Genomic DNA, 20,445 nt, shown 5'->3' with positions numbered 1-20,445 from the left:
CCTCCGGTGCGGCCGGGGAATCCCGGTCCGGTCGCACCGGACGACCGTCCTGCTCGTGCGCCACCGGGCCATGTGGCCCGGCCGCACACTCTCCGGAGCCGACCTCGTTCCGACCGCGGGGCGCAAACCGCTGTCGGTCCCTCGCCGGTCGGCTCCGGAAAGCCGGTCGGGCGACGGCGGCGCGAGCACCGCCGTCGCGGATGGTCAGGAGGTCAGACGGCCACCGCGGTGAGCGCCGGTTCCACGTCGGTCCAGGAGGATCCGACGTCCGCCGAACGGGTCACCGCGTCCAGCACGAGCTGGACCTGCAACGCGTCGGCGAAGGAGGGCGCCGGATCGGTGCCGGTGGCGATCGCCTCGATGAGATCGCGCATCTGATGGGTGAAGGAGTGCTCGTAGCCGATGAGGTGGCCGGGCGGCCACCACGCCGACATGTACGGATGGTCGCCCTCGGTCACCAGGATCCGGCTGAAGCCCTGCTCCAGGGTGGGCCGGGTGGCGTCGTAGAACTCCAGCTCGTTGAGGCGCTCCAGGTCGAAGACCACGGTGCCCAGTGAGCCGTTGATCTCGACTCGCAGGGCGTTCTTGCGGCCCGTGGCGAAACGGCTCGCCTCGTACGTGGCCAGGGCGCCGCCGTCGAGCCGGGCCACGAAGATCGCGGCGTCGTCGACGGTGACCGGCCCGGTGGGCGCGGAGCCGCCGTCCACCGTGGCGGCCAGACCGCTCGACTCGGCGGGCAGCGGCCGCTCCTTCACGAACGTCTCGGTGATCGCGCTGACGCCTGTGATCCGCTGGCCGACGACGAACTGCGTCAGGTCGATGATGTGCGCACCGATGTCACCGAGCGCGCCGGAGCCCGCCCTGTCCTTCTGCAGCCGCCAGACCAGCGGGAACTGCGGATCCACGATCCAGTCCTGCAGGTAGACCGCCCGGACGTGCCGGATTACTCCGAGGCGTCCTTCGGCGACCATCTGGCGCATCATCGTGACCGCGGGGACCCGGCGGTAGTTGAACCCGCACATCGATCGCACCCCGGCGGCGCGGGCGGTTTCCGCCGCGGCGGTCATCGCCCGTGCCTCCGCCACCGTGTTGGCAAGCGGCTTCTCGCACAGGACGTGCTTGCCGGCGGCCAGTGCGGCGAGGGCGATCTCGGCGTGGCTGTCGCCCGGTGTGCAGACGTCGACCACGTCGATGTCATCCCGATTGATCAGGTCACGCCAGTCCGTCGTGTACGCGTCCCAGCCGAGCCGGTCGGCGGCCTCGGCCACCTTCGGTGTGTCGCGGCCGCAGATCAGCGCCATCCTGGCCCGTGCCGGCAGGTCGTACACGCGGTTCACGGTGCGCCACGCCTGTGAGTGCGCGGCGCCCATGAACGCGTAACCGACCATGCCGATCCGCAGTTCTCTGTCTGTCGTGGACAAGGTGGGTCTCCCCCCGTGTGTCAGAACCCGAGCTTGAGGTAGTTGCTCGCGTTCTCCTTCGTGATCGTCTCCGAGGCGAGCACGATCTCCTTGGGCACCTGGAGTTCCACCAGGTCGGACATGCCCTTGCCCTGGCCGATGAGGCGGGCGAGCGAGATGGCCGAGGAGGCCATCGACGGGCTGTAGGTGACGGTGGCCTTCAGCACGGTGTTGTCCGCCTGGATGTCCTCCATCGCCTTCTTCGAGCCGGCGCCGCCGACCATGAAGAACTCCTTGCGGCCGGACTGGTTGATCGCGGCCATCACGCCGACGCCCTGGTCGTCGTCGTGGTTCCAGATCGCGTCGATCTTCGGCAGCGCCTGGAACAGCCCGGTCGCGGCCTGCTGGCCGGAGTCGACGGTGAACTCCGCCGGCCGCCGGTTGGCGACCTTGAAGCCGCTCGCGGCGAGCGTGTCGTTGAAGCCCTTCGTCCGCTCCTGGGTCAGCTCCAGCGCGTCGATGCCCGGGATCTCACCGATGACCGGGTTGCTGACGCCCTTGGCCTTGAGCTGGGCGATGATGTACGTCGCCGCGGCGACGCCCATGCCGTAGTTGTCGCCCTTGATCTGCAGGCGGTAGGCCCTGGCGTCGGGGAAGGCACGGTCCAGGTTGATCACCGGGATGCCGGCGGTCATGGCCTCCAGGCCGAACGCGTTGAGCTCCTTGCCGTCGTGCGGCAGCACCACGATGACGTCGGGCTTCTGCGACACCAGGGTGGACAGCGCCGCCCGCTGGGCCGCCGGGTCCGCGCCCGCCGCGACGGGCTTGAGCTCCACGTCGGAGTACGCGCCGGCCTGCGCCTTGGCGTTGTTGGTGATGGCGGCGATCCAGCCGTGGTCGTCGGCGGGGGCGGAGAAGCCGATGACCACCTTCTTGCCGGGCTCGTTGTTGACGCCGGTCGCCGCCGCCTTGGTCTGCGCGGTGGTGGGCGACGACTCGTTGCTCGTGCAACCGGCCAGCAGTACGCCGGCGCCGACCGCGACCCCGCCGAAGAGCATTCGGCGGCGCGACAGGTCGGGACTGTGCTGGGTCATGACGACCTCCTGTGTTCGCAGGTGGTGGGATGAGTGAAGGGTGCGTGGTATCCGGTCACCGTCGATGCTCGGGTGACCCTGTGCTGGTGCGACAAGGTGGTGCGGTTGCGGGAGTGGATCAGCTGCTGGTGAGCCGGTTACGGCCGAGGAACTGGGTGATGCTGCGGAACTGCACCTGCTGGACCAGGACGGCCGCCACGATGATGCCGCCCTTGACCATGTTCTGGGCCTCACTGGAGAGGCCGTTGATGGCGAAGAGATTGGTGATCGTCGAGAAGATGATCACGCCGAGCAGGGAGCCGATGATCGTGCCCCGCCCGCCGCTGAGCAGCGTGCCACCGATGATCGCGGCGGCGATCGCGTCCAGCTCGTAGAGGTTTGCCGTCGCCGCCTGGGCCGAGTTGGCCTGGGCGGTGAGCATGATGGCGGCGATGCCGCAGCAGAGGCCGGACAGCGCGTACAGCAGCAGGGTGTGCCGCCGGACGTTGATGCCGGCCAGCCGGGCCGCCTCCGGGTTGCCTCCGACGGCGACCGTGCGCCGGCCGAAGGTGGTGCGGTTGAGCAGCACCCAACCGGCCGCGACCACGGCGGCGAGGATGTAGACCAGCAGCGGGATGCCGAGCACCTTCTCGCTGGCGAGGTTGTTGATGAAGGTGTTGTTGGACAGCTGGGTCTGCTTGTTGGAGATCTCCGCCGCCAGACCGCGGGCGGCCACCAGCATCGCCAGGGTGGCGATGAAGGGCACCAGCCGGCCGTACGAGATGAGGATTCCGTTGACCACGCCTACCGACAGCCCGACGACAAGCGCGGTGAAGATCATGCCGCCGGCGCCGTAGCTCTGCGTGGCGACAGTGGTGGCCCAGACCGCGGAGAGCGCGAGGATCGCGCCTACCGACAGGTCGATGCCGCCGCCGATGATGACGAAGGTCATTCCGACGGTGACCACGCCGACCACCGACGCCAGCTTGAGGATGGTGAGGGTGTTGCCCCACACCCACTCCGGGTTGGAGTAGAGGTCCCACCGGGTCATCGCGCCGATGATGACCAGGACCACAAGCACCCCGATGAGGCCGAGGTTACGGCGGGCGCCTTCGCCGCTGTCACCCCGCCACCACGAGAGCCGGTTGCTTGTCGTCGCCGCCTCGCTGGCCGCCGCCGTCTCGGCGGGATCCACAGGCGGCGACTGCGCCGGCAGCTGCGGGCGCTCCGGGGTCGCCGTGGGGGTGGGAGTCGCGTCGCTCATGCCGGTGCGCCTTCCATCAGGGACCCCGCCATCACGAGGTCGAGCACAGTGTTCTCGTCGAGTTCGCCGGCCGGGGCCTCGCGGACAACCCGGCCCTCCCGCATCACCAGCACCCGGTCGGCGAGACCGAGCACCTCGGGCACCTCGCTGGAGACCAGCAGGACCCCTACGCCCTGGGCGGCCAGGCCCCGGATCACCTGGTACAGCTCGGCGCGGGCACCGATGTCCACGCCTCGGGTCGGCTCGTCCAGGATCAGCAGTTTGGTGTCACCGAGGAGCCACCGCCCCACCACGACCTTCTGCTGGTTGCCGCCGGAGAGGGTGCGCACCGGGCGGCGGACGTCGCGCGGGCGCAGTTCGAGATCGGCGGCGATCCGGTTCGCCTCGGCCTGCTCGGCCGCCACGTTCGTGAAGCCGAACCGGGCGTACCTGCTGAAGGTGGAGAGGGTGACGTTGCGGTAGATCGGCTCGCCGAGCAGCAGCGCCTGGCTCTTGCGCTCCTCCGGCGCCATGCCCATACCGGCCCGGACCGCCGCTCCGACGCCCGTGCCCAGCGCCCGACCGGCCATCCGGATGGTGCCCGAGTCGGCTCGGCGTGCGCCGTAGATCGTCTCCAGCAGCTCGGATCGGCCGGAGCCGACCAGCCCGGCGATGCCGACGATCTCACCGGCCCGGACATCGAGCGACACGTCGGCGAACTCGCCAGCCCGGGTCAACCCCTCGACCTGGAGCAGCTCCGCGCCGGCCGGACCAGCCGCCGGGCGCTCCGGGAAGACGTACTCGATGCTGCGGCCGGTCATCCGGCTGACCAGGTCGCGGGTCGGGGTGTCGCGCGCCGGCAGGTTCGCCGCCGTGGTCCGGCCGTCCTTGAGTACGGTGACCCGGTCGCCGATCTCGCGGATCTCCTCCAGGCGGTGGGAGATGTAGATGACGGCGATGCCCTGGGCGGTCAGCTCCCGGATGATCCGGAACAGGTTGCCCACCTCGTCGTGCGCCAGCACCGCGCTCGGCTCGTCCATGATGATCAGTCGCGCCTCGTGCGACAGCGCCCGGGCCATGCTCACGATCTGCTTGCCGGCCGCCGGCAGCGCGCGGACCATCCGCTTGGGGTGGATCTCGCCGTGACCGAGCCGACCGAGGATCTGCCGGGTTCGTCGGACCATTTGCCCGCGGCGGACGAAGCCCAGCCGGCGCGGCTCGTGGCCGAGGAACGCGTTCTCCCCCACCGACAGGTCCTCGACGAGGTCCAACTCCTGGTAGATGGTGGCGATGCCGGCGCGCATGGCGGCCTGCGGGTTGGCGAAGGTGGTCGGCTCGCCCCGCCACTCGATGAGGCCGGAATCCGGCTGGTGCACCCCCGCCAGCACCTTGATCAGGGTGGACTTGCCGGCGCCGTTCTGCCCGAGCAGGCAGTGCACCTCGCCGGCACGCACCTCCAACTGCACCCCGTCCAGGGCGCGTACGCCGGGGAAGGTCTTGACCACGTCGGTGAGGCGAAGGACCACCTCGCCGGCGACGGTGTCCGCGGGGGCCTCGACCAGCGACGCCCCGGCGACGGCGGCGTTCTCCTCGGGCTGGGCCACAGTCTCCTCCTCGCTCAGGTTGGGTTTGGCGCCTGACGACCGCAGGTTCATGAGGCCTCGCCGAAGGCGACGTCGCTGGCGAGCACGGCCGCGCCGGCGACGCCGGCCCGTCCGCCCAGCTCGGACAGCACGACGGGCAGGTTGCCGGTGGCCAGCGGAAGCGACCGGCGGTAGACCACGCTGCGGATCTCGGCGAGCAGGATGTGCCCGAGCTGGGCCAGCCCACCGCCGATCACGATCATCGACGGGTTGGTGAAGCTCACCAGACCGGCGAGGACGCCGCCGACCCGCCGTCCGCCGTCACGGATCAGCTGGATACAGGTCACGTCGCCCTCGACCGCGCCCTCGGCGACGTCCAGAGCGGTCACCGCGCCGCGCAGGCCCATTCGCTCGGCCAGTGCCGGCGACGATCCGCTGCGGGCGGCGGCTGTCGCGTCCTTGGCCAGCGCGGCGCCACTGAACAACGCCTCCAGACATCCGACGTTCCCGCAGGAGCACATCGGCCCGTGCGCGTCGACCTGGATGTGGCCGATGTCCCCGGCGCAGCCGTCGGTGCCGCGGTAGACGTCGCCGGTCAGGTAGATGCCGCAGCCGATGCCGGTGCCGATCTTCACGAAGAGGAAGTCGTCCACCGAGTGGGCGACCCCGCCGTGGCGTTCACCGATGGCCATGATGTTGACGTCGTTGTCGACCACCGCCGGGCAGCCGTGTTCGCGGCTGAGCAGCTCGCGGACCGGGAACCGGTCCCATCCCGGCATGATCGGAGGCGAGACCGGGACGCCGTCACGGAAGCTGACCGGCCCGGGTACGCCGATGCCCACCGCGTCCAACCGCTCGTACGCGCCGTCGACCCGGGCCTTGTGCAGCAGTTCGTTGACCCGTTGCAGGGTCACCTTCGGTCCGTTGCGGATGTCGGCCGGCTCGGCGTAGTGGGCCACCGGCTCGAGACGACCGTTCACCACCTCGACGTCCATCGAGCTGGCGCCCAGGTCGACGGCCGCGAAGCGCAGCTTCGGGTTCAGCTCGACCAGAGTGGAGCGACGTCCGCCCCGGGAGGCGGCGAGCCCGGCCTCGGCGACGTAACCCAGGGCGACCAGGCGATCCAGCTCGGCCAGCAGGCGCGGACGGGGCATCTGGAGGCGGTCGCCCAGCTCGGCCCGGGACACGGCCCCCTCGTCGCGGAGCAACCGCAACAATCGGACGTGCAGGGGCTCGACCGTCCGCACCGGGAATTCACCTCTTCATCGAACTCGTTCACATCGACGCAACGCCGAGGTGTTGTGTCCGACACAGTAGGAGCGTTGCGCACCGCCTGTCCAGAGCTTCAACCGTTCCGGTGGCAACTTTTGTCCGTAAGAGCAAAAGCTACTAGTTGATCAAGAAAAGGATTACGACGTGCCCGCGTGCGCTCGCGGGCAGTTCCATCGACGCACACGAAATCGCCCCGCCAGCGCATCTTCGCTGACGGGGCGATGTCGTGTGGTCAACGACCGCCGGCCGAGTTCCGCTTCTTCTTGAGCTTGCGGTCGTCGCGCAGCTCGACGTACGGCTCGTCGTCGACCGAGTGGCCGGCCGAGATGGCACGGCCGCGCTCCAGCTCCGCGTCGAACTCGGCGCCCAACAGGATCGCGATGTTGCTCAGCCAGAGCCAGACCAGAAAGATGATCACGCCGGCCAGCGCGCCGTACGTCTTGTCGTACGAGCCGAAGTTGCTCACGTAGACGGCGAACAGGCCGGAGATCACCAGCCAGATCACCACGGCCAGCACCCCGCCCGGGCTGACCCAGCGGAACCCGCCGTGCCGGGCGTTCGGCGAGGCCCAGTAGAGGATGGCGAACATCAGGCTGACCAGGAGCAGCAGCACCGGCCACTTGGCGATGTCCCACACCGTGACCGCCGCCGAGCCGAGGCCGACCACGTCTCCCACCGTCTCGGCGAGGCGGCCGGTGAAGACCACGATCACCGCACTGGCCAGCAGGAGCACCCCGACCACCGCGGTCACGCCGAGCCGGATCGGCAGCGTCTTCCAGATCGGCCGGCCCTCGGGCACGTCGTAGATGCTGTTCGACGCGCGCATGAACGCGCCGATGTAGCCCGACGCCGACCAGAACGCGGCCACCACACCGATGATCGCCGCGACGCTGGCCAGGCCGCCGTTGTCGTGTGCTGTGGTGATGGCATCGGTGATGATCTGCTTGATGCTGGCGTTCGGCACCGCCTGGTTGACCGTGTCCCGGACGCCGTTGGTGGCGCTCTCGCCGAGCAGGCCGAGGATCGAGATCAGCACCAGCAGGCCGGGGAAGATGGACAGCACCCCGTAGTAGGTGAGCGCCGCCGCCCAGTCGGTCAGATTGTCGTCCTGGAACTCGGTGACCGTGCGGCGCAGCGCCGCCTTCCACCCGCTGCCGGGAAGATCGGTGGGGCTGGCCGGCCCCGCGTCGGGCCCGACCGGTTCGCTGCGCGCACGCTCGCGCTCGCGGTGGGCGGAAGACTCGTCGGAGGCCATCGCCCCTCCTCTTCGTCGGTGTCCCCGTCGCCGTCGCCGGTGTCGGCGCTGTCGTCTGGAGGACATGCCCCGCGAACGGAGGCGGATAACCCCTACGGGTAGAGCAACCTGCCCATCCGCCGCGACGCCACCAGCAGGCCGGCCGCCAGCATCGCCAGCAGGTAGAGCACGTCGAGCAGCCAGAGCCAACCCCCGGCGCCCAGCGCGATGCCACGGACCAGGTGCACCGCCCGGTACAGCGGGGTGACCTCGACCAGCCAGTGCAGCAGAGTCGGGTATGCCTGCGCCGGCACGAAGGTGCCGGAGAAGAGGAACAGCGTGAACTGCGCCGAGGCCACCAGGTCGAAATCCTGCCAGCTGCGCATGAAGGTGGAGACCGCCATGCCGAGCGCCCCGAACGCGAACCCGACAAGCACCGCGGCCGGCAGGGTGGTCAGGGCGTGGACGACGCTTGTCAGATCCATTGCGATCATCACGCCGAGGAACGCGGCCGAGTAGGCGGTGCCCCGCAGCATCGCCCAGCCCAGCTCACCGAGGGCGATCTCGAACGGCCGTACCGGGGTGGCGATCATCCCGTCGTACAGCTTCATGTACTTCATCTTGCCGAAGAAGTTGAATGTCGTCTCGGAGAGCGCCCCGGTCATCGCGGAGGAGGCCAGCATCGCCGGCGCCACGAACCCGGCGTACGACACCAGCCGCCCGTCGGGCAGCGGCAGGTCACCGACGAGCGTCCCGACGCCCACGCCGATGGAGAACAGATAGAGCAGCGGCTCAACGATGCCGGAGAGCAGCAGCAGCCAGTAGACCGACTTCAACGCGGCGACGTTGCGCTCGACCACCGACGCCGAACGGCGGGACGCGGCGGAGACGTCGACGAGCCGGGGCAGGACCAGCGTGACCACGGGATCTCCCTACACGACGAGCTTGCGGCGGAAGGTGCGCAGCGCCAGCAGGTAACCGACGGCCGCCCAGGCGGCCAGGTAGAGCAGGTGCCCGGCGACAGACCACTGTGGAGCGACACCGAGGGTCGCCGCACGGCACAGGTCGACGGCGTGCCACAGCGGCGTCACGTACGCCAGCCAGCGCAGCGCCTCGGGCAGCGACTCGACCGGGAAGAACACGCCGGCGAACAGCGTCATCGGGATGACAGCGAACCGGAACAGCATCGCCAGCCAACTGTCGCTGGACACCACCGCGGCGTACGCGAAGGTCGGCGCGGCCACGGCCAGCCCGAGCAGCACCACCACCGGCAGGGTGACCACTGCCCACGGCGACCGCAACGCCCCGAACAGCCCGGTGACCAGCAGGAACGCCGCGCTCGTCGTGAGCACCCGGAACAGCACGAAGGCCAGTTGCCCGGCCAGGATGTCACCGACCCGCAGCGGTGACGCCGTCTGCGCGAAGTAGGTCTTGACCCACTGGAACTTGCTGAACACCGGCCACGTCGAGTCGCCCACCGTGACCTGGAGCGCCGTCGAGGCGATCAGCCCGGGGACCAGCCAGTCGAGATAACGCGCCCCGTCGACACCCTGGTCGATGTACGAACCGACGCCCAGCCCGAAGCCGAGCACGGTGAGCACCGGCAGCAGGAACGACGAGAACACCCCGGCCCGCCAGGTGCGACGAAGCCCGACCAGGTTGTGCTCGAACACCGAGTACGCCGGCACCCACGGCACCCGCGACCGCTGCGCCACACTCACCACGACCACCCCCGTCCCCGACCTTCCTACCCCCGGGGTACGACAGGCCGCCGGTCACCCTACGACGACCCCGTCGACGTGTCGCCCGGGTTTTGCGCTGCTGGCGCTGGTGATCGACTCGGTTTCACCGAAACCGGGGTGTCCCGGCGCACTCGCGGTCATGATCGACTCGGGTTCACCGAAACCGCGGTGTCCGGACGCGCTCGCGGTCATGACCGACTCGGGTTCACCGAAACCGCGGTGTCCCGGCGCACTCGCGGTCATGACCGACTCGGGTTCACCGAAATCGGGGGGTCCACAGCGGTGTGACACCCCGATTTGCAGGAAACCGAGTGGATCTATGCGGCCGGGGCGGTCCGAAGCACCAGCGACCGGCGAGCGGCGGCAGCGCGCCCCGCTCGCGGCACAGTGACGCCACGATCCACCCGGCGGGTCCCGGGGCGACGACCTCGGCACCCTCCACATCGGCGCTGTGGCGGCATCCCGCCGTGCTTGCGGCGCGTTGACGCGATGATCCAATCCGGATCGGCGATGTGGCGGCATCCCGTCGCCAGGACACCCCAATACCGCGGACCTGGAGTTGATCAACCCGCGCGAAGGGCGCCGAGCCCGACGAACGCCCGCCACGCGTCCGGCGCGAAGACCAGCACCGGGCCGGTCGGGTCCTTCGAGTCACGAACGGCCACCAACCCGGGGATGTTGTCGGCCACCTCCACGCAGGCGCCGCCACTGCCGTTGCTGCGGGTGCTCTTGCGCCAGCGGGCGCCGGTCAGCTCCATGTCTCCGCCACTTCCGCGATCAGGTCGAGCGACTGCTGCTGCGATAGTGCCTCACCCCGGATCGACTCCCACACCTCGACCATCTGCCGCACGTACTCGGCACGATCGATCACCTGCCCGTGGCGCTGGCCGTCCAGAAAGACGACATCCTCGCCGGACGATGCGGTGGCGATCACGAAGGGACCATCGAGCCCAGCGTACGCACCGGCACTGAGCGGCACGACCTGGATTCGGACCCGGGGCAGGGCCGAGCCGAGCTTCACCAGGTGGCGCAACTGCTCGCGCATCACCTCCGGGCCGCCGACGCGGCGGCGCAGCGCGTATTCGTCGATCACGGCAGTGAGCAGCGGCGGCCGGTCTCGGCTGAGCACGCCCTGCCGGTCGAGCCGGGCGGTCACTTGCTGCTCGACCTCGTCGGCAGCGAAGAGCCCGGCACCGGCCAGGATTGCGCGGGCGTATCCCTCCGTCTGCACCAGGCCTGGCACGAAGACCGGCTCGTACCAGCGCAGCGCGGTGGTTTCCTGCTCGATGCCGGCCCAGTCGCGGAACCACGGCACCACTGCCTCCCGGCTGATCCGCCGCTGGATGCGTTCGAAGCGCCCGTCGGATGCGAACACCGCGTCACACCGTCGCGCGAAGTCCAGGCTCGGCCGCCGCTCGGACGTCTCCACCTTGGCGACAAGCGCCCCCGAATAGCTCAGGGCCTCGGCGAGCGTCGCCTGGGACATGCCGTTGGCAGCGCGGGCCAGCCGCAGCTCCTCCGCGAAGTGCTCCAGCATGGACGAACTCTCCACGGACAGCCTCCGTACACCCTCGGACCGCGCCGGGCCGATCACCGCACGCACTTGTCGTCGGCGCGCGCAACGTCCCACGGTAGTCGGATCCTCACCAGACTGTCACGCAGCGGAACCGCTCACGGGATCGGACGGGGGGCGGAACCAGGCCGGGAGCGTCCCGTCACCGCAGTCCGGGGCGCTCCCCTCCCACCCGACGGAGGTTTCACCGTGCGACTCAGGTGCCTGCGACGCGCCCGCCCGGACGGCGGCCACTGGTTGGCCCGGGACCGGGGCAGCCGCTGATGCCCCGCTACCGCCCGCACGTGGCGGCACGACCGTCCTGGCGCTGCCGGGTCTGCGGCGCAGGCTGGCCGTGCTCGCCCGCTCGCCTGGCGTTGCTCGGGGAGTACCGCGACAACCGCACGGGTCTGCTGGTCTACCTCGCCATGCTTCTCCAGGAGGCGGACGGGGACCTCACAGACCAGCTCGGGCACGACCGCCTGCGCGACCGCTTCCTCACCTGGGCCAGGGCACGATAAGCGGTGGGTCCCGAGCAGATCGGCGGGCCGGGCAGCACCTCGACCCGCTCCCCCACGGCGTCGAGCTTGCCGGCGGACACGCGTCAGACAGGCCGGTGCGCGCGGACCAGCGACTGCACGGCGTAGCCGAGCAGCAACACACCCGCACCCGTGCCGATCACCAGACCGGCGGACACCGCCGAGGCGAGCCCGACGACGAGACCCGCCGCCGCCACGACGCACAGCGCGACGCCGAGTGGTCGCAGCAGTGGGTCCGCCAGTAGCGGGGCGAGGGGGAAGAAGTGCAGCCCGACGATCAGGCAGACCAGCACCGGGACGTACGCGGACCAGCCGGCGGCGACCAGGACGGCTGCTCCCAGCCCGGCGGCGACGAACTCGACGATGACGATGAGCAGGTAACGGCGGTCGGTTGCCCGGTTCCGGGGGCCGCCGCTCGTGCCCCGGGTGCGGGCCGACAGCATGCCGCCCAGCACGGCCGTGAGGAGCGCGGCGAGGCTGCCCACCACCAGCAGAGCGCGCAACGGCTGCTCGGCCGCCGGCACACTGAACCAGACCATCGCGAAGATGCCCAGGTAGAGAGCGGTCAGCCCGGCTTGATGCCGGCTACTGGTCACCTGCGTGGACATGAACCCCCCGTGATCGAGCCTCGGGTCGGGCAGGTGCCTCGACCGGGCCCGCCGATGGTACGCATGATCATGAACGCCCGCACTCTGCTTCCGACGGCAGGGATCGGCCGGCCCGGACGATCGGGGGTCGGGCCGGTCAGTCGATCAGGGTGCGGCCGGTCAGGTGCAGGAAGACGTCCTCCAGGCCGCTGCGGCGCACCAGCACGTTGGCCGGGTTGAGCCCCAACGCGGTGACCTCGGCGACCGCCGCGTCGCCGTCGGGGACGTAGAACAGGACCCGGTCGGGCAGCACCTCGACCCGCTCCCCCAGACCGTCGAGCTTGCCGGCGAAGGGCTCCTGCGACTCGGCCGCGAAACGCAGCTCGACCACCTCACGGGTGGAGTGCTCCTCGATCAGCGCGCGGGGTGACCCCTCGGCGACGATCCGGCCGCCGTCCATGACCACGAGCCGGTCGCAGAGCTGCTCGGCCTCGTCCATGTAGTGCGTGGTGAGCACCAGCGTCACCCCCTGCTGCTTGAGCCGGAACAGTCGCTCCCACACCAGGTGCCGGGCCTGCGGGTCCAGCCCGGTGGTCGGCTCGTCGAGCAGCACGATCTCCGGGTCGTTGACGAGGGCGCGGGCGATGGTCAGACGACGTTTCATCCCACCGGAGAGCGGCTCGACCAAGCTGTCGGCCCGCTCGGTGAGCTGCACGAAGTCGAGCAGTTCGGCGGCGCGCTCCCGGGCCACCCGACGGGAGATGCCGAAGTAGCGGGCGTACACGATGAGGTTTTCCCGGACGGTCAGCTCCGGGTCGAGATTGTCCATCTGTGGGCACACGCCGAGGCGGGCCCGGATCGCCGGCCCGTCACGGACCGGATCCAGGTCGAGGATGCGCAGCTCACCGTCGCTGGGTGGGGAGATGCAGCCGACCATCCGCATGGTGGAGGACTTGCCGGCGCCGTTGGGCCCGAGGAACCCGAAAGCCTCACCCGAGCGCACCTCGACGTCGATGCCGTCGACGGCGGTGAAGTCACCGAACCGCTTCACCAACCCACGAGCCTGAATCAGTGGTCGCCCCGAAGTCACCGCCCGACCCTAACCGCCAGGTCCGACAGACCTCCACGCAAATTCGCCCGTCAGCCGTCGACCGGGGCGGTGGCGGCCCGTGCGGCGGCGACCAGCCGGTCGGTCTCGTCGAGCACTGCCGCGTCGTCCGCCGGGGTGCCGGGATCGAGGCGGACCGTCCAGGTCAGACCGTCCACGCCGGCCACCCGCCGGGCCGCGACCCGGGCCGCGCCGCCGGGCACCTGGTGGCGTTCGGTGTACGCGACGGAACGCGTCACCCGCGCCCGCACCTGGTGCGGCAGCTCACCCGGGTCGAGCAGCAGGTACGTCTCGGCCGGCCCGTCGACGACAACTGTGTAACCGTCGCGCTCGACGACGGTCTCGGCGGGCGTGACGGTCAGCTCGCGACCGGACCAGACCGCTTTGAGGACGTCGTGCCAGCAGATGCGCTGCCCCCGCCCGGGCAGCCACAGCCCGAGGTTGCTGGCCACGACGACCCCGTCGCCCTCGCCGTTGCCGGCCGCCGACCAGGCGAGCACCCGCTCGTCGGCGGCAAGCGGCGGCCGGTCGGCCGGCGGCAGCTTCGGCTTGCGGCTGAACAGTCCCATCTAGAGCCCTCCCGCGGCCTGCTCGCGCAACGCCCGGGCATGCTGCTCCAGCGACAGCAGTTCGCCGAAGGCGGCAAAGTACTCGTCCTTGTTGTTGACCGGGTTGATCCGCTGGATACGCGACTTGAGGTCGCGGATGCGGGCCGTCACCGACCCGAACTGCACCCGGGCCATGGTGATCGACACGTAGCGTGGGTCCGGCTCGCCGTCGATCCGCAGCGGCTCCACGGCCAGTTCGCCTACCAGCGCCGCCGAGGCCAGGTCGTCGCAGGCGTCACGGACCTTCTCGATCCACACGGCGCCGCCGGTCGCCGAAACCGCCCCACCGGCCGCCGCGACCGCCGCCCGCACGCCGACGTGCACCGGGTTGCGGTATTCGGTCGCCTCGACCGCGTCGAACATCGGCCCGGCAAGCACCGGCTCTTGCAGGGCGAGTTTCAACGCCTCACGCTCGACCATCGACTGCGGGCTGTCCACGGCCGGCTCGGGGCGGGCCGGGGCGGATCGCGGGGCGGTTGCGGCCTCCCGGGCGCCGGATGGCGGGGTATTGGCGGCGGCGAGCACCGCCCGCTGCACCGGCTCGATCTCCATCCCGAGATCCATGGCGAGCTTACGGACGTACTCCGGGCGCTTTTCCCGGTCTTTCAGTTGCGCGACAAGCGGCGCGGCCCGGCGCATCGCCTCGACCCGGCCGTCGACGGTGTCCAGGTCGAAGCGGCTGATCTCGTGACGCAGCGCGAAGTCGACGAGGGGCTCGCGCCGGGCCACCAGGTCGCGGACCGCCAGGTCGCCCTTGGCCAGGCGCAGATCGCACGGGTCCATGTTGTCGGGGCTTACCGCGATGAAGGTCCGGCCCACGAAGCGCTGGTCGTCGGCGAAGGCACGCAGTGCCGCCTTCTGCCCGGCGGCGTCCCCGTCGAAGGTGAAGATGATCTCGCCGGCCACCGAGTCGGTGTCCAGCAGGAGCCGGCGCAGCACCCCGATGTGGTCCGCGCCGAACGCGGTGCCGCAGGTCGCCACCGCCGTCGGCACCCCGGCCAGGTGGCAGGCCATCACATCGGTGTAACCCTCGACGATCACCGCCCGGCCCTGCTTGGCGATCTCCCGCTTGGCCTGGTCGATGCCGTAGAGCACGTGCGACTTCTTGTAGATCGGCGTCTCGGGGGTGTTCAGGTACTTCGGGCCGTCGTCGTCGTCGAAGAGCTTGCGCGCCCCGAAGCCGATCACGTCACCGGCCAGGTCGCGGATCGGCCAGAGCAGTCGACGCCGGAACCGGTCGATGAGCGTGCCCGAGCGGGACTCCCGGGACAGGCCGGCGGTGACCAGCTCCTGGTGGGTGAAGCCCTGCTGACGCAGGTGCTTGGTGAGCAGGTCCCAGCCCTCGGGCGCGAACCCGCACCCGTAGCGCTCGGCGGCGGCCCGGTCGAAGCCCCGTTGGGCCAGGAACTCCCGGGCCGGCCGGGCCCCGGCGGTGCTGAGCTGCGCCCGGTAGAACTCGACGGCGGCGGCGTGCGCGGCGACCAGGCGCTGGCGCTGGCCCTGCTGCGGGCGGGGACGCGGGGTGCTCCGGTCGTCCTCGACGTAGCGCAGCTGGATGCCGGCACGCCCGGCCAGCCGCTCGACGGACTCGACGAAGCTGAGGTGCTCCGCGTCCATCAGGAACTTGATCGCGTCGCCGCCCGCGCCGCAGCCGAAGCAGTACCAGACGTTGCGGGCCGGCGAGACGTTGAACGACGGGCTCTTCTCGTCGTGGAACGGGCACAGACCCTTGAGGTTGCCGCCGCCGGCGGACTTCAGGGTGACCGTCTCGGAGATCACATCCCCGATCGAGGTGCGTTCCCGGACCAGTGCGATGTCCTCGTCCCGGATCCGCCCAGCCATGCGCCACCCCCTCGGCGTACATCCTGCCCTGCCGGACCGGCGACACGCCGGCCGGGGGACGCCGGTGTGGCGACCGCCGCTACCAGCTGGGCGGTTCCGGCCCGGCCGCTTGGCCCGCGCGGGGACCATGACCAGATGCGCAGGGTACGGACCCGAGCTCCCCGACTGCCGAATTGGCTGGCCGGTCGGATGGGGCTGCGCGAACTGGTCCCGCAAGCCGACGAGGCCGGCCACCGGCACGCCACCTGGTTGGAGCTGTTCCTCGACATCATCTTCGTGTACGCGCTGGCGGCGGTGGTGGCCCGGCTGGGCAACGAGCCGAGCCCGTCGCCGACGGCCGTGCTGGCCGTGATCGGGCTCTTCGTCGTGATTCAGTGGGCCTGGCTGGGGCAGGTCTACTACGACACCCGGTTCGACCCGGACGACGCGCCGCACCGACTGCTGGTGCTCATCGCTCTGATCGGCGCGGGCGCGATGACCCTCGGGGTGGACGAGGTGCCGGAGAGCGTGCTCCTGCCTGTCGGTTACCTGATCGTGCGAGGTGTGCTGCTCCTGCTGTACCTGCGGGCCCGCCCCACCAGCCCGATGGCCCGCATGGTGACGACTGTCTACCTGATCGGCTTCGGGTCGGGCTGGCTGATCTGGCTGGTGTCGCTGATGACGCCCACCGAGCTGCGCCCGGTCCTGTGGATCGTCGCGATGGTCATCGAACTTGCCACGCCCTGGGTCGGTGTGCGGTGGCTCAACCGCTGGCCGGTGGACAACCGGCACCTGCCGGAACGGATCGGCCAGTTCACCATCATCGTGCTGGGTAGCGCGCTGGCCAGCCTGCTCTTCGCGGTGCCGGACCACCCTCCGCCCCACATGATCCTCACCGCCGCGATGGCCTTTCTGATCCCGGCGGCCGTCTGGTGGGTCTACACCACATTCGTGACCACCCGCCTGCTTCAGAGTCGGCTGCGCGGCGGGCAGGCGTACAGCTTCCTGCACATCCCGCTCGGCGGTGCGCTGCTGCTGCTCGGCTGGGCGCTCGGCCAGGTGGTCCGGCTGGTCGACGACAACGCGGCCGGGCTGCCGCTGGAGCTGCGACTGCTGCTGGGCGCATCCATGGTGGTCTGGACGTTGTGTGGCCTGGCCCTGTACTGGTTGTGGAACCGGCCGAGCCTCGCCCGGTTGGCGATCTCCGCCTACGGGGTGCTCTCGGTCTCCCTGATCACCGCGACTGTGCACCGGCCGAGGGTGATGCTGTCGCTGCTCGCCCTGGCGGTCGTCGGGTACGCGGTGCTGCTCAGTCGACGGCTCGCCCGGGCCGGAGCGGCGAATCGCACACCCGAGGAATGAGTGGCCTCAGGCGGCGGTGGCCTCCTCGGCTGCCACCTGGTTGTTCCAGTCGGCCTTGGTGGAGCGCCAGCCCTCGTCGTCCATGCCCCGCCGCCAGTAGCCGGAGATGGAGAGCTGGTCGAGGGGTACACCCCGCTCGCCGCGCAGCAGCCGGCGCAGGTCCCGAACGAAGGCGGCCTCGCCGTGCACGAACGCGTGCACCCGACCGGCCGGGAACTCCAGCTCGCGCACCGCCGCGACAAGCGCCTCGCCCACCGGGCGGTCGCCCCGGTGCAGCCAGGTCAGCTCGACCGCGCCGGGGCTGAGCAGCTTCTGCTCGTCCGCCGGGTCGGCGATCTCCACGAAGACCCGGGCCGGCGCGCCCAACGGCAGCCGTTCCAGGGCTGCGGCGATCGCCGGCAGGGCGCTCTCGTCGCCGACCAGGAGGTGCCAGTCCGCGTCCGGATCCGGCGCGTACGCCCCGCCGGGGCCCACGAAGTGCACCGGGTCACCCGGGCGCAGCGCGGCGGCCCACGGGCCGGCCAGCCCCTCGTCGCCGTGGTGCACCACGTCCACGGTCAGCTCCCCGGCCAGCGGGTCCCACCGTCGCACGGTGTACGCGCGCAGCCGGGGCCACTGCTCCCGGGGCAGGTCACGGCGGATCGCGGCGAGGTCCAGCGGCTGCGGGTACGCGACGCCGGGGTGCGGAAAGACCAGCTTGATGTAGTGGTCGGTGAACTCGCCCACCGGCAGGCCGGTCAGCTCGTCCCCACCGAGGACGAGCCGGATCAGGTGCGGGGTGGGTCGCTCGGTGCGCAGCACCTGGACCGCTGTGACGTTCCTTGGGCGTTCCGACATGCACTTAGGTTAGCCTAAGTTGTCGCGGATGCCTCCGGCGGTGCGCCGCCGGAGGTGAGACGGGCATGCCAGCTCATCGCCCCCGGGTCGGTGAGCGAGGCGATCTGGTCGATCACCACGCGCAGCCGGGCCGCGTCGTCCGGCGCGGCCGACCACAGCGGGGCGAACACCGGGTCGAGCCCGTCCGGGGCCCGTCGGACCAGCGCCGCCGCCAGCTCGGCAAGCATCGTCCGCTGCCGCTCGTAGCGACCCCGGAAGCCGGTGCGCCGCATCACGTAGCGCAGGGCGATGCCCTTGAGCAGGGCGCACTGTGCCCGGACCCGTCGCGGCACCACCAGATCGGCGGCGTAGCGGCGGTGCGGCCCGGGGCCGTACCGCTCCTCGGTGGCCGCCACCGCCGCCGACACGAACCGACCGGTCAGACCGCTCGTGGTGGCCTTCAGCGCGACCTGGGCGCGGTGGCTGCCGTCGTAGGAGGCGAGCGGGGCGAGCAGGGGGTCGGCCAGCAACTCGACAAGCACCTCGGCCAGATCGGTCGCGGACTCCCCGGAGTAGGCGGCGGCCACGTCGGCGCAGAGCGCTGCCCGCTCGTCGACGTCCGCGAGCAGCGGGCGCAGCACGACGTACCCGCCGTGGATGCCGTCCTCCACGTCGTGCACCGAGTACGCGACGTCGTCGGCCCAGTCCATCACCTGCGCCTCCAGGCAGCGCCGGTCGCCGGGCGCACCGGCCCGGATCCAGCCGAAGACCGCCGCGTCGTCGGCGTACACCCCGAACTTGCGCTGCCCGTCGCGGCGCGGCCAGGGGTACTTGCCGATCGCGTCGAGCGACGCCCGGGTGAGGTTCAGCCCGGCGGACGAACCGTCCGGGGCGAGCACCTTCGCCTCCAGGCGGGTCAGCACCCGCAGCGTCTGCGCGTTGCCCTCGAACCCGCCGCAGGGCGCGGCGAGCAGGTCCAGCGCCGCCTCGCCGTTGTGCCCGAACGGCGGGTGCCCGAGGTCGTGGGCGAGCCCGGCGACGTCCACCACGTCCGGGTCACAGCCCAGCCGGGCACCCATCTCCCGGGCGATCTGGGCCACCTCCAGCGAGTGCGTCAGCCGGGTCCGCAGGAAGTCGTCGGTGCCGGCGGTGTGCACCTGAGTCTTGGTGGCCAGCCGACGGAACGCCGCCGAGTGCAGCACCCGGGCGCGGTCACGCTCGTAGGGCGACCGGCGGTGGCCGGTGTCCTTGGGCGGCTCCTCGACCAACCGGGCGTCAGCGGCCCCCGGTTCACTTCCCACGAGTCACCGCTGTTCGCGACTGCGGGGCTCGCAAACCCGGCTCACTCCTCGCGCTCACAGGGCTCTCGTTGTTCGCGACTGCGGGGCTCGCAAACCCGGCTCACTCCTCGCGCTCACGCAGGACGCAGAACTCGTTGCCCTCCGGGTCGGACAGGACCGTCCACTCCACGTCACCCTGGCCGACGTCGACGTGCCGGGCGCCCATGTCGACCAGGCGCTCGACCTCGGCCTCCTGGTCGGCCGGGCGCAGGTCCAGATGCAACCGGTTCTTGCGGTCCTTGCCGTCGGCCACCGGCACGAAGACCAGCCCGGGAAGGCGGTCGGCGGACTTGCGGATCTCCACCTCGTCCGGGCTCTCGGCGACGACCTGATACCCGAGTGCCTCGGCCCACCAGCGGGCCAGTCGGGCCGGATCGCGGGCGTCGATGGTCAGGTTCTCCCAGACGCTTGTCATACAACCACCTCTCCCGTCGACGGCGGACACCGCCGACCGTGTGTGAGCGAGCCAAGGTTACGCCCGCCGATGCCGCTCGACCTGCCCGCGACGCAGCCCCGGCGGGCGCACAACCGCCGATCGGCTGTGAGTTGTGAACCGATCGCCGTCGGTTACGGGCTCGCGGGCGGAAGTGGCCACCGGTAGCGTTCCCAGCGCGGAAAGTGACCAACGACCGAGACGCGGAGCCGACCGCTAGGGAGACGCTCGTGGATGCAGACACGGTGGTGGGAACGGAACTGCTCGGGCTGCGCCGACGCCGGCCCGAGGTCACCGGCGCCGTACTGGCCGGCACGGACGGGCTGCTCATCTCCAGCGACCTGCCGAGCACCGACGCCACCCACCTCGCCGCGCTCGCCGCGGCCAGCTACGGGCTCGGCCACCGGGTCGCCGACACGGTCCGGCGGGGCGAGTTCCGCGAGTCGGTGGTGCGCACCACCGGCGGCTGCGTGGTCACGTATCCGGCCGGGCGCAGCGCCCTGCTGACACTGGTCACCGCATCGGCGGCGGAGGATCTGGAAGGGTTGCACGAGGAGGCCCGTGCCGTGGCACGTCGGGCGGGCTCGGTGCTGGACAGGCGCGGCGGGGCTGTCGGCACCACCTCGATTCAGGACGCGCACGGGCCGCTCGCCGTGCGTACGCCGATGGCCACCCTGCCGGCGCAGTTGCGCCGCTCGTCCCGGCCCACCTGGCGTCGCCCGCCGATCTGAA

The 20,445-nt window shown here is 71.0% G+C and carries 19 protein-coding genes and 1 pseudogene; 3 read left to right on the top strand and 17 right to left on the bottom strand.

Going from position 1 to position 20,445, the window contains the following annotated elements; translation table 11 throughout:
* Positions 1 to 212: 212 nt before the first annotated feature.
* The 10 genes from ACLQ26_RS00695 to ACLQ26_RS00650 all read right to left on the bottom strand — a co-directional run bounded on the left by ACLQ26_RS00695 (position 213) and on the right by ACLQ26_RS00650 (position 11,099).
* Positions 213 to 1,388, bottom strand: coding sequence for a Gfo/Idh/MocA family protein (locus tag ACLQ26_RS00695; protein WP_425743120.1), 1,176 nt, complete (start codon positions 1,386 to 1,388; stop codon positions 213 to 215).
* A gap of 53 nt (positions 1,389 to 1,441) precedes the next feature.
* Entirely contained in the window at positions 1,442 to 2,494 is a 1,053-nt protein-coding gene (locus tag ACLQ26_RS00690) for a substrate-binding domain-containing protein (RefSeq protein WP_425742600.1), read from the bottom strand.
* Between the two features lie 118 nt (positions 2,495 to 2,612).
* Complete coding sequence (locus tag ACLQ26_RS00685; RefSeq protein WP_393295810.1) at positions 2,613 to 3,737, bottom strand: ABC transporter permease; 1,125 nt, start codon at positions 3,735 to 3,737, stop codon at positions 2,613 to 2,615.
* Entirely contained in the window at positions 3,734 to 5,371 is a 1,638-nt protein-coding gene (locus tag ACLQ26_RS00680; protein WP_425742599.1) for a sugar ABC transporter ATP-binding protein, read from the bottom strand. Before ACLQ26_RS00680 ends, ACLQ26_RS00685 begins: the two co-directional genes overlap by 4 nt.
* Complete coding sequence (locus tag ACLQ26_RS00675) at positions 5,368 to 6,546, bottom strand: ROK family protein (protein WP_425742598.1); 1,179 nt, start codon at positions 6,544 to 6,546, stop codon at positions 5,368 to 5,370. The genes ACLQ26_RS00680 and ACLQ26_RS00675 overlap by 4 nt, the downstream gene beginning before the upstream one ends.
* Before the next feature lie 257 nt (positions 6,547 to 6,803).
* A complete protein-coding gene (locus tag ACLQ26_RS00670) occupies positions 6,804 to 7,826 on the bottom strand; it encodes a YihY/virulence factor BrkB family protein (RefSeq protein WP_425742597.1) in 1,023 nt (340 codons plus the stop codon).
* A gap of 92 nt (positions 7,827 to 7,918) precedes the next feature.
* Positions 7,919 to 8,728, bottom strand: a complete 810-nt coding sequence (locus tag ACLQ26_RS00665; protein ID WP_425742596.1) for an ABC transporter permease — start codon at positions 8,726 to 8,728, stop codon at positions 7,919 to 7,921.
* Between the two features lie 9 nt (positions 8,729 to 8,737).
* A complete protein-coding gene (locus ACLQ26_RS00660; protein ID WP_425742595.1) occupies positions 8,738 to 9,526 on the bottom strand; it encodes an ABC transporter permease in 789 nt (262 codons plus the stop codon).
* Between the two features lie 584 nt (positions 9,527 to 10,110).
* Positions 10,111 to 10,305 (bottom strand): DUF397 domain-containing protein, encoded by a 195-nt coding sequence (locus tag ACLQ26_RS00655; RefSeq protein WP_425742594.1) that lies wholly within the window; start codon positions 10,303 to 10,305, stop codon positions 10,111 to 10,113.
* Positions 10,296 to 11,099, bottom strand: coding sequence for a helix-turn-helix domain-containing protein (locus ACLQ26_RS00650; protein ID WP_425742593.1), 804 nt, complete (start codon positions 11,097 to 11,099; stop codon positions 10,296 to 10,298). Before ACLQ26_RS00650 ends, ACLQ26_RS00655 begins: the two co-directional genes overlap by 10 nt.
* A gap of 284 nt (positions 11,100 to 11,383) precedes the next feature.
* Here ACLQ26_RS00650 and ACLQ26_RS00645 point away from each other — a divergent pair, with 284 nt between their 5' ends.
* Positions 11,384 to 11,620, top strand: coding sequence for a flavin reductase (locus ACLQ26_RS00645; protein ID WP_425742592.1), 237 nt, complete (start codon positions 11,384 to 11,386; stop codon positions 11,618 to 11,620).
* Between the two features lie 83 nt (positions 11,621 to 11,703).
* Here ACLQ26_RS00645 and ACLQ26_RS00640 read toward each other — a convergent pair whose 3' ends face one another.
* The 4 genes and pseudogenes from ACLQ26_RS00640 to dnaG all read right to left on the bottom strand — a co-directional run bounded on the left by ACLQ26_RS00640 (position 11,704) and on the right by dnaG (position 15,805).
* Positions 11,704 to 12,246, bottom strand: coding sequence for a hypothetical protein (locus tag ACLQ26_RS00640; RefSeq protein ID WP_425742591.1), 543 nt, complete (start codon positions 12,244 to 12,246; stop codon positions 11,704 to 11,706).
* Between the two features lie 136 nt (positions 12,247 to 12,382).
* A complete protein-coding gene (locus ACLQ26_RS00635; protein WP_425742590.1) occupies positions 12,383 to 13,315 on the bottom strand; it encodes an ABC transporter ATP-binding protein in 933 nt (310 codons plus the stop codon).
* Positions 13,316 to 13,365: 50 nt separating this feature from the next.
* A complete protein-coding gene (locus ACLQ26_RS00630; RefSeq protein ID WP_425742589.1) occupies positions 13,366 to 13,902 on the bottom strand; it encodes a hypothetical protein in 537 nt (178 codons plus the stop codon).
* Positions 13,903 to 15,805, bottom strand: a pseudogene (dnaG, locus tag ACLQ26_RS00625) (DNA primase).
* 113 nt (positions 15,806 to 15,918) lie between these two features.
* Between dnaG and ACLQ26_RS00620 the strand changes: the two are divergent.
* Positions 15,919 to 17,124 carry a low temperature requirement protein A gene (locus tag ACLQ26_RS00620; protein ID WP_425742588.1) on the top strand — a complete coding sequence of 402 codons (1,206 nt, stop codon included), beginning with the start codon at positions 15,919 to 15,921 and terminating at the stop codon, positions 17,122 to 17,124.
* Between the two features lie 6 nt (positions 17,125 to 17,130).
* On the opposite strand, the gene ACLQ26_RS00615 is transcribed toward ACLQ26_RS00620, so the two are convergent.
* The 3 genes from ACLQ26_RS00615 to ACLQ26_RS00605 all read right to left on the bottom strand — a co-directional run bounded on the left by ACLQ26_RS00615 (position 17,131) and on the right by ACLQ26_RS00605 (position 19,695).
* The gene (locus ACLQ26_RS00615) at positions 17,131 to 17,961 is read right to left on the bottom strand and encodes a siderophore-interacting protein (protein WP_393295788.1); all 831 of its coding nucleotides are present in this window, start codon (positions 17,959 to 17,961) and stop codon (positions 17,131 to 17,133) included.
* A gap of 14 nt (positions 17,962 to 17,975) precedes the next feature.
* Complete coding sequence (locus ACLQ26_RS00610) at positions 17,976 to 19,241, bottom strand: deoxyguanosinetriphosphate triphosphohydrolase (RefSeq protein ID WP_425742587.1); 1,266 nt, start codon at positions 19,239 to 19,241, stop codon at positions 17,976 to 17,978.
* 100 nt (positions 19,242 to 19,341) lie between these two features.
* Positions 19,342 to 19,695, bottom strand: a complete 354-nt coding sequence (locus ACLQ26_RS00605; RefSeq protein ID WP_425742586.1) for a VOC family protein — start codon at positions 19,693 to 19,695, stop codon at positions 19,342 to 19,344.
* Between the two features lie 248 nt (positions 19,696 to 19,943).
* Between ACLQ26_RS00605 and ACLQ26_RS00600 the strand changes: the two genes are divergently transcribed.
* Complete coding sequence (locus ACLQ26_RS00600; RefSeq protein WP_425742585.1) at positions 19,944 to 20,444, top strand: roadblock/LC7 domain-containing protein; 501 nt, start codon at positions 19,944 to 19,946, stop codon at positions 20,442 to 20,444.
* Position 20,445 lies beyond the last annotated feature (1 nt).

The organism is Micromonospora sp. DT43, from assembly GCF_049841645.1.
In the GTDB taxonomy this organism is placed as follows: domain Bacteria; phylum Actinomycetota; class Actinomycetes; order Mycobacteriales; family Micromonosporaceae; genus Micromonospora.
Note: the sequence above shows the minus strand (reverse complement) of the source record. Positions and strands in the feature narration are given on the sequence as shown.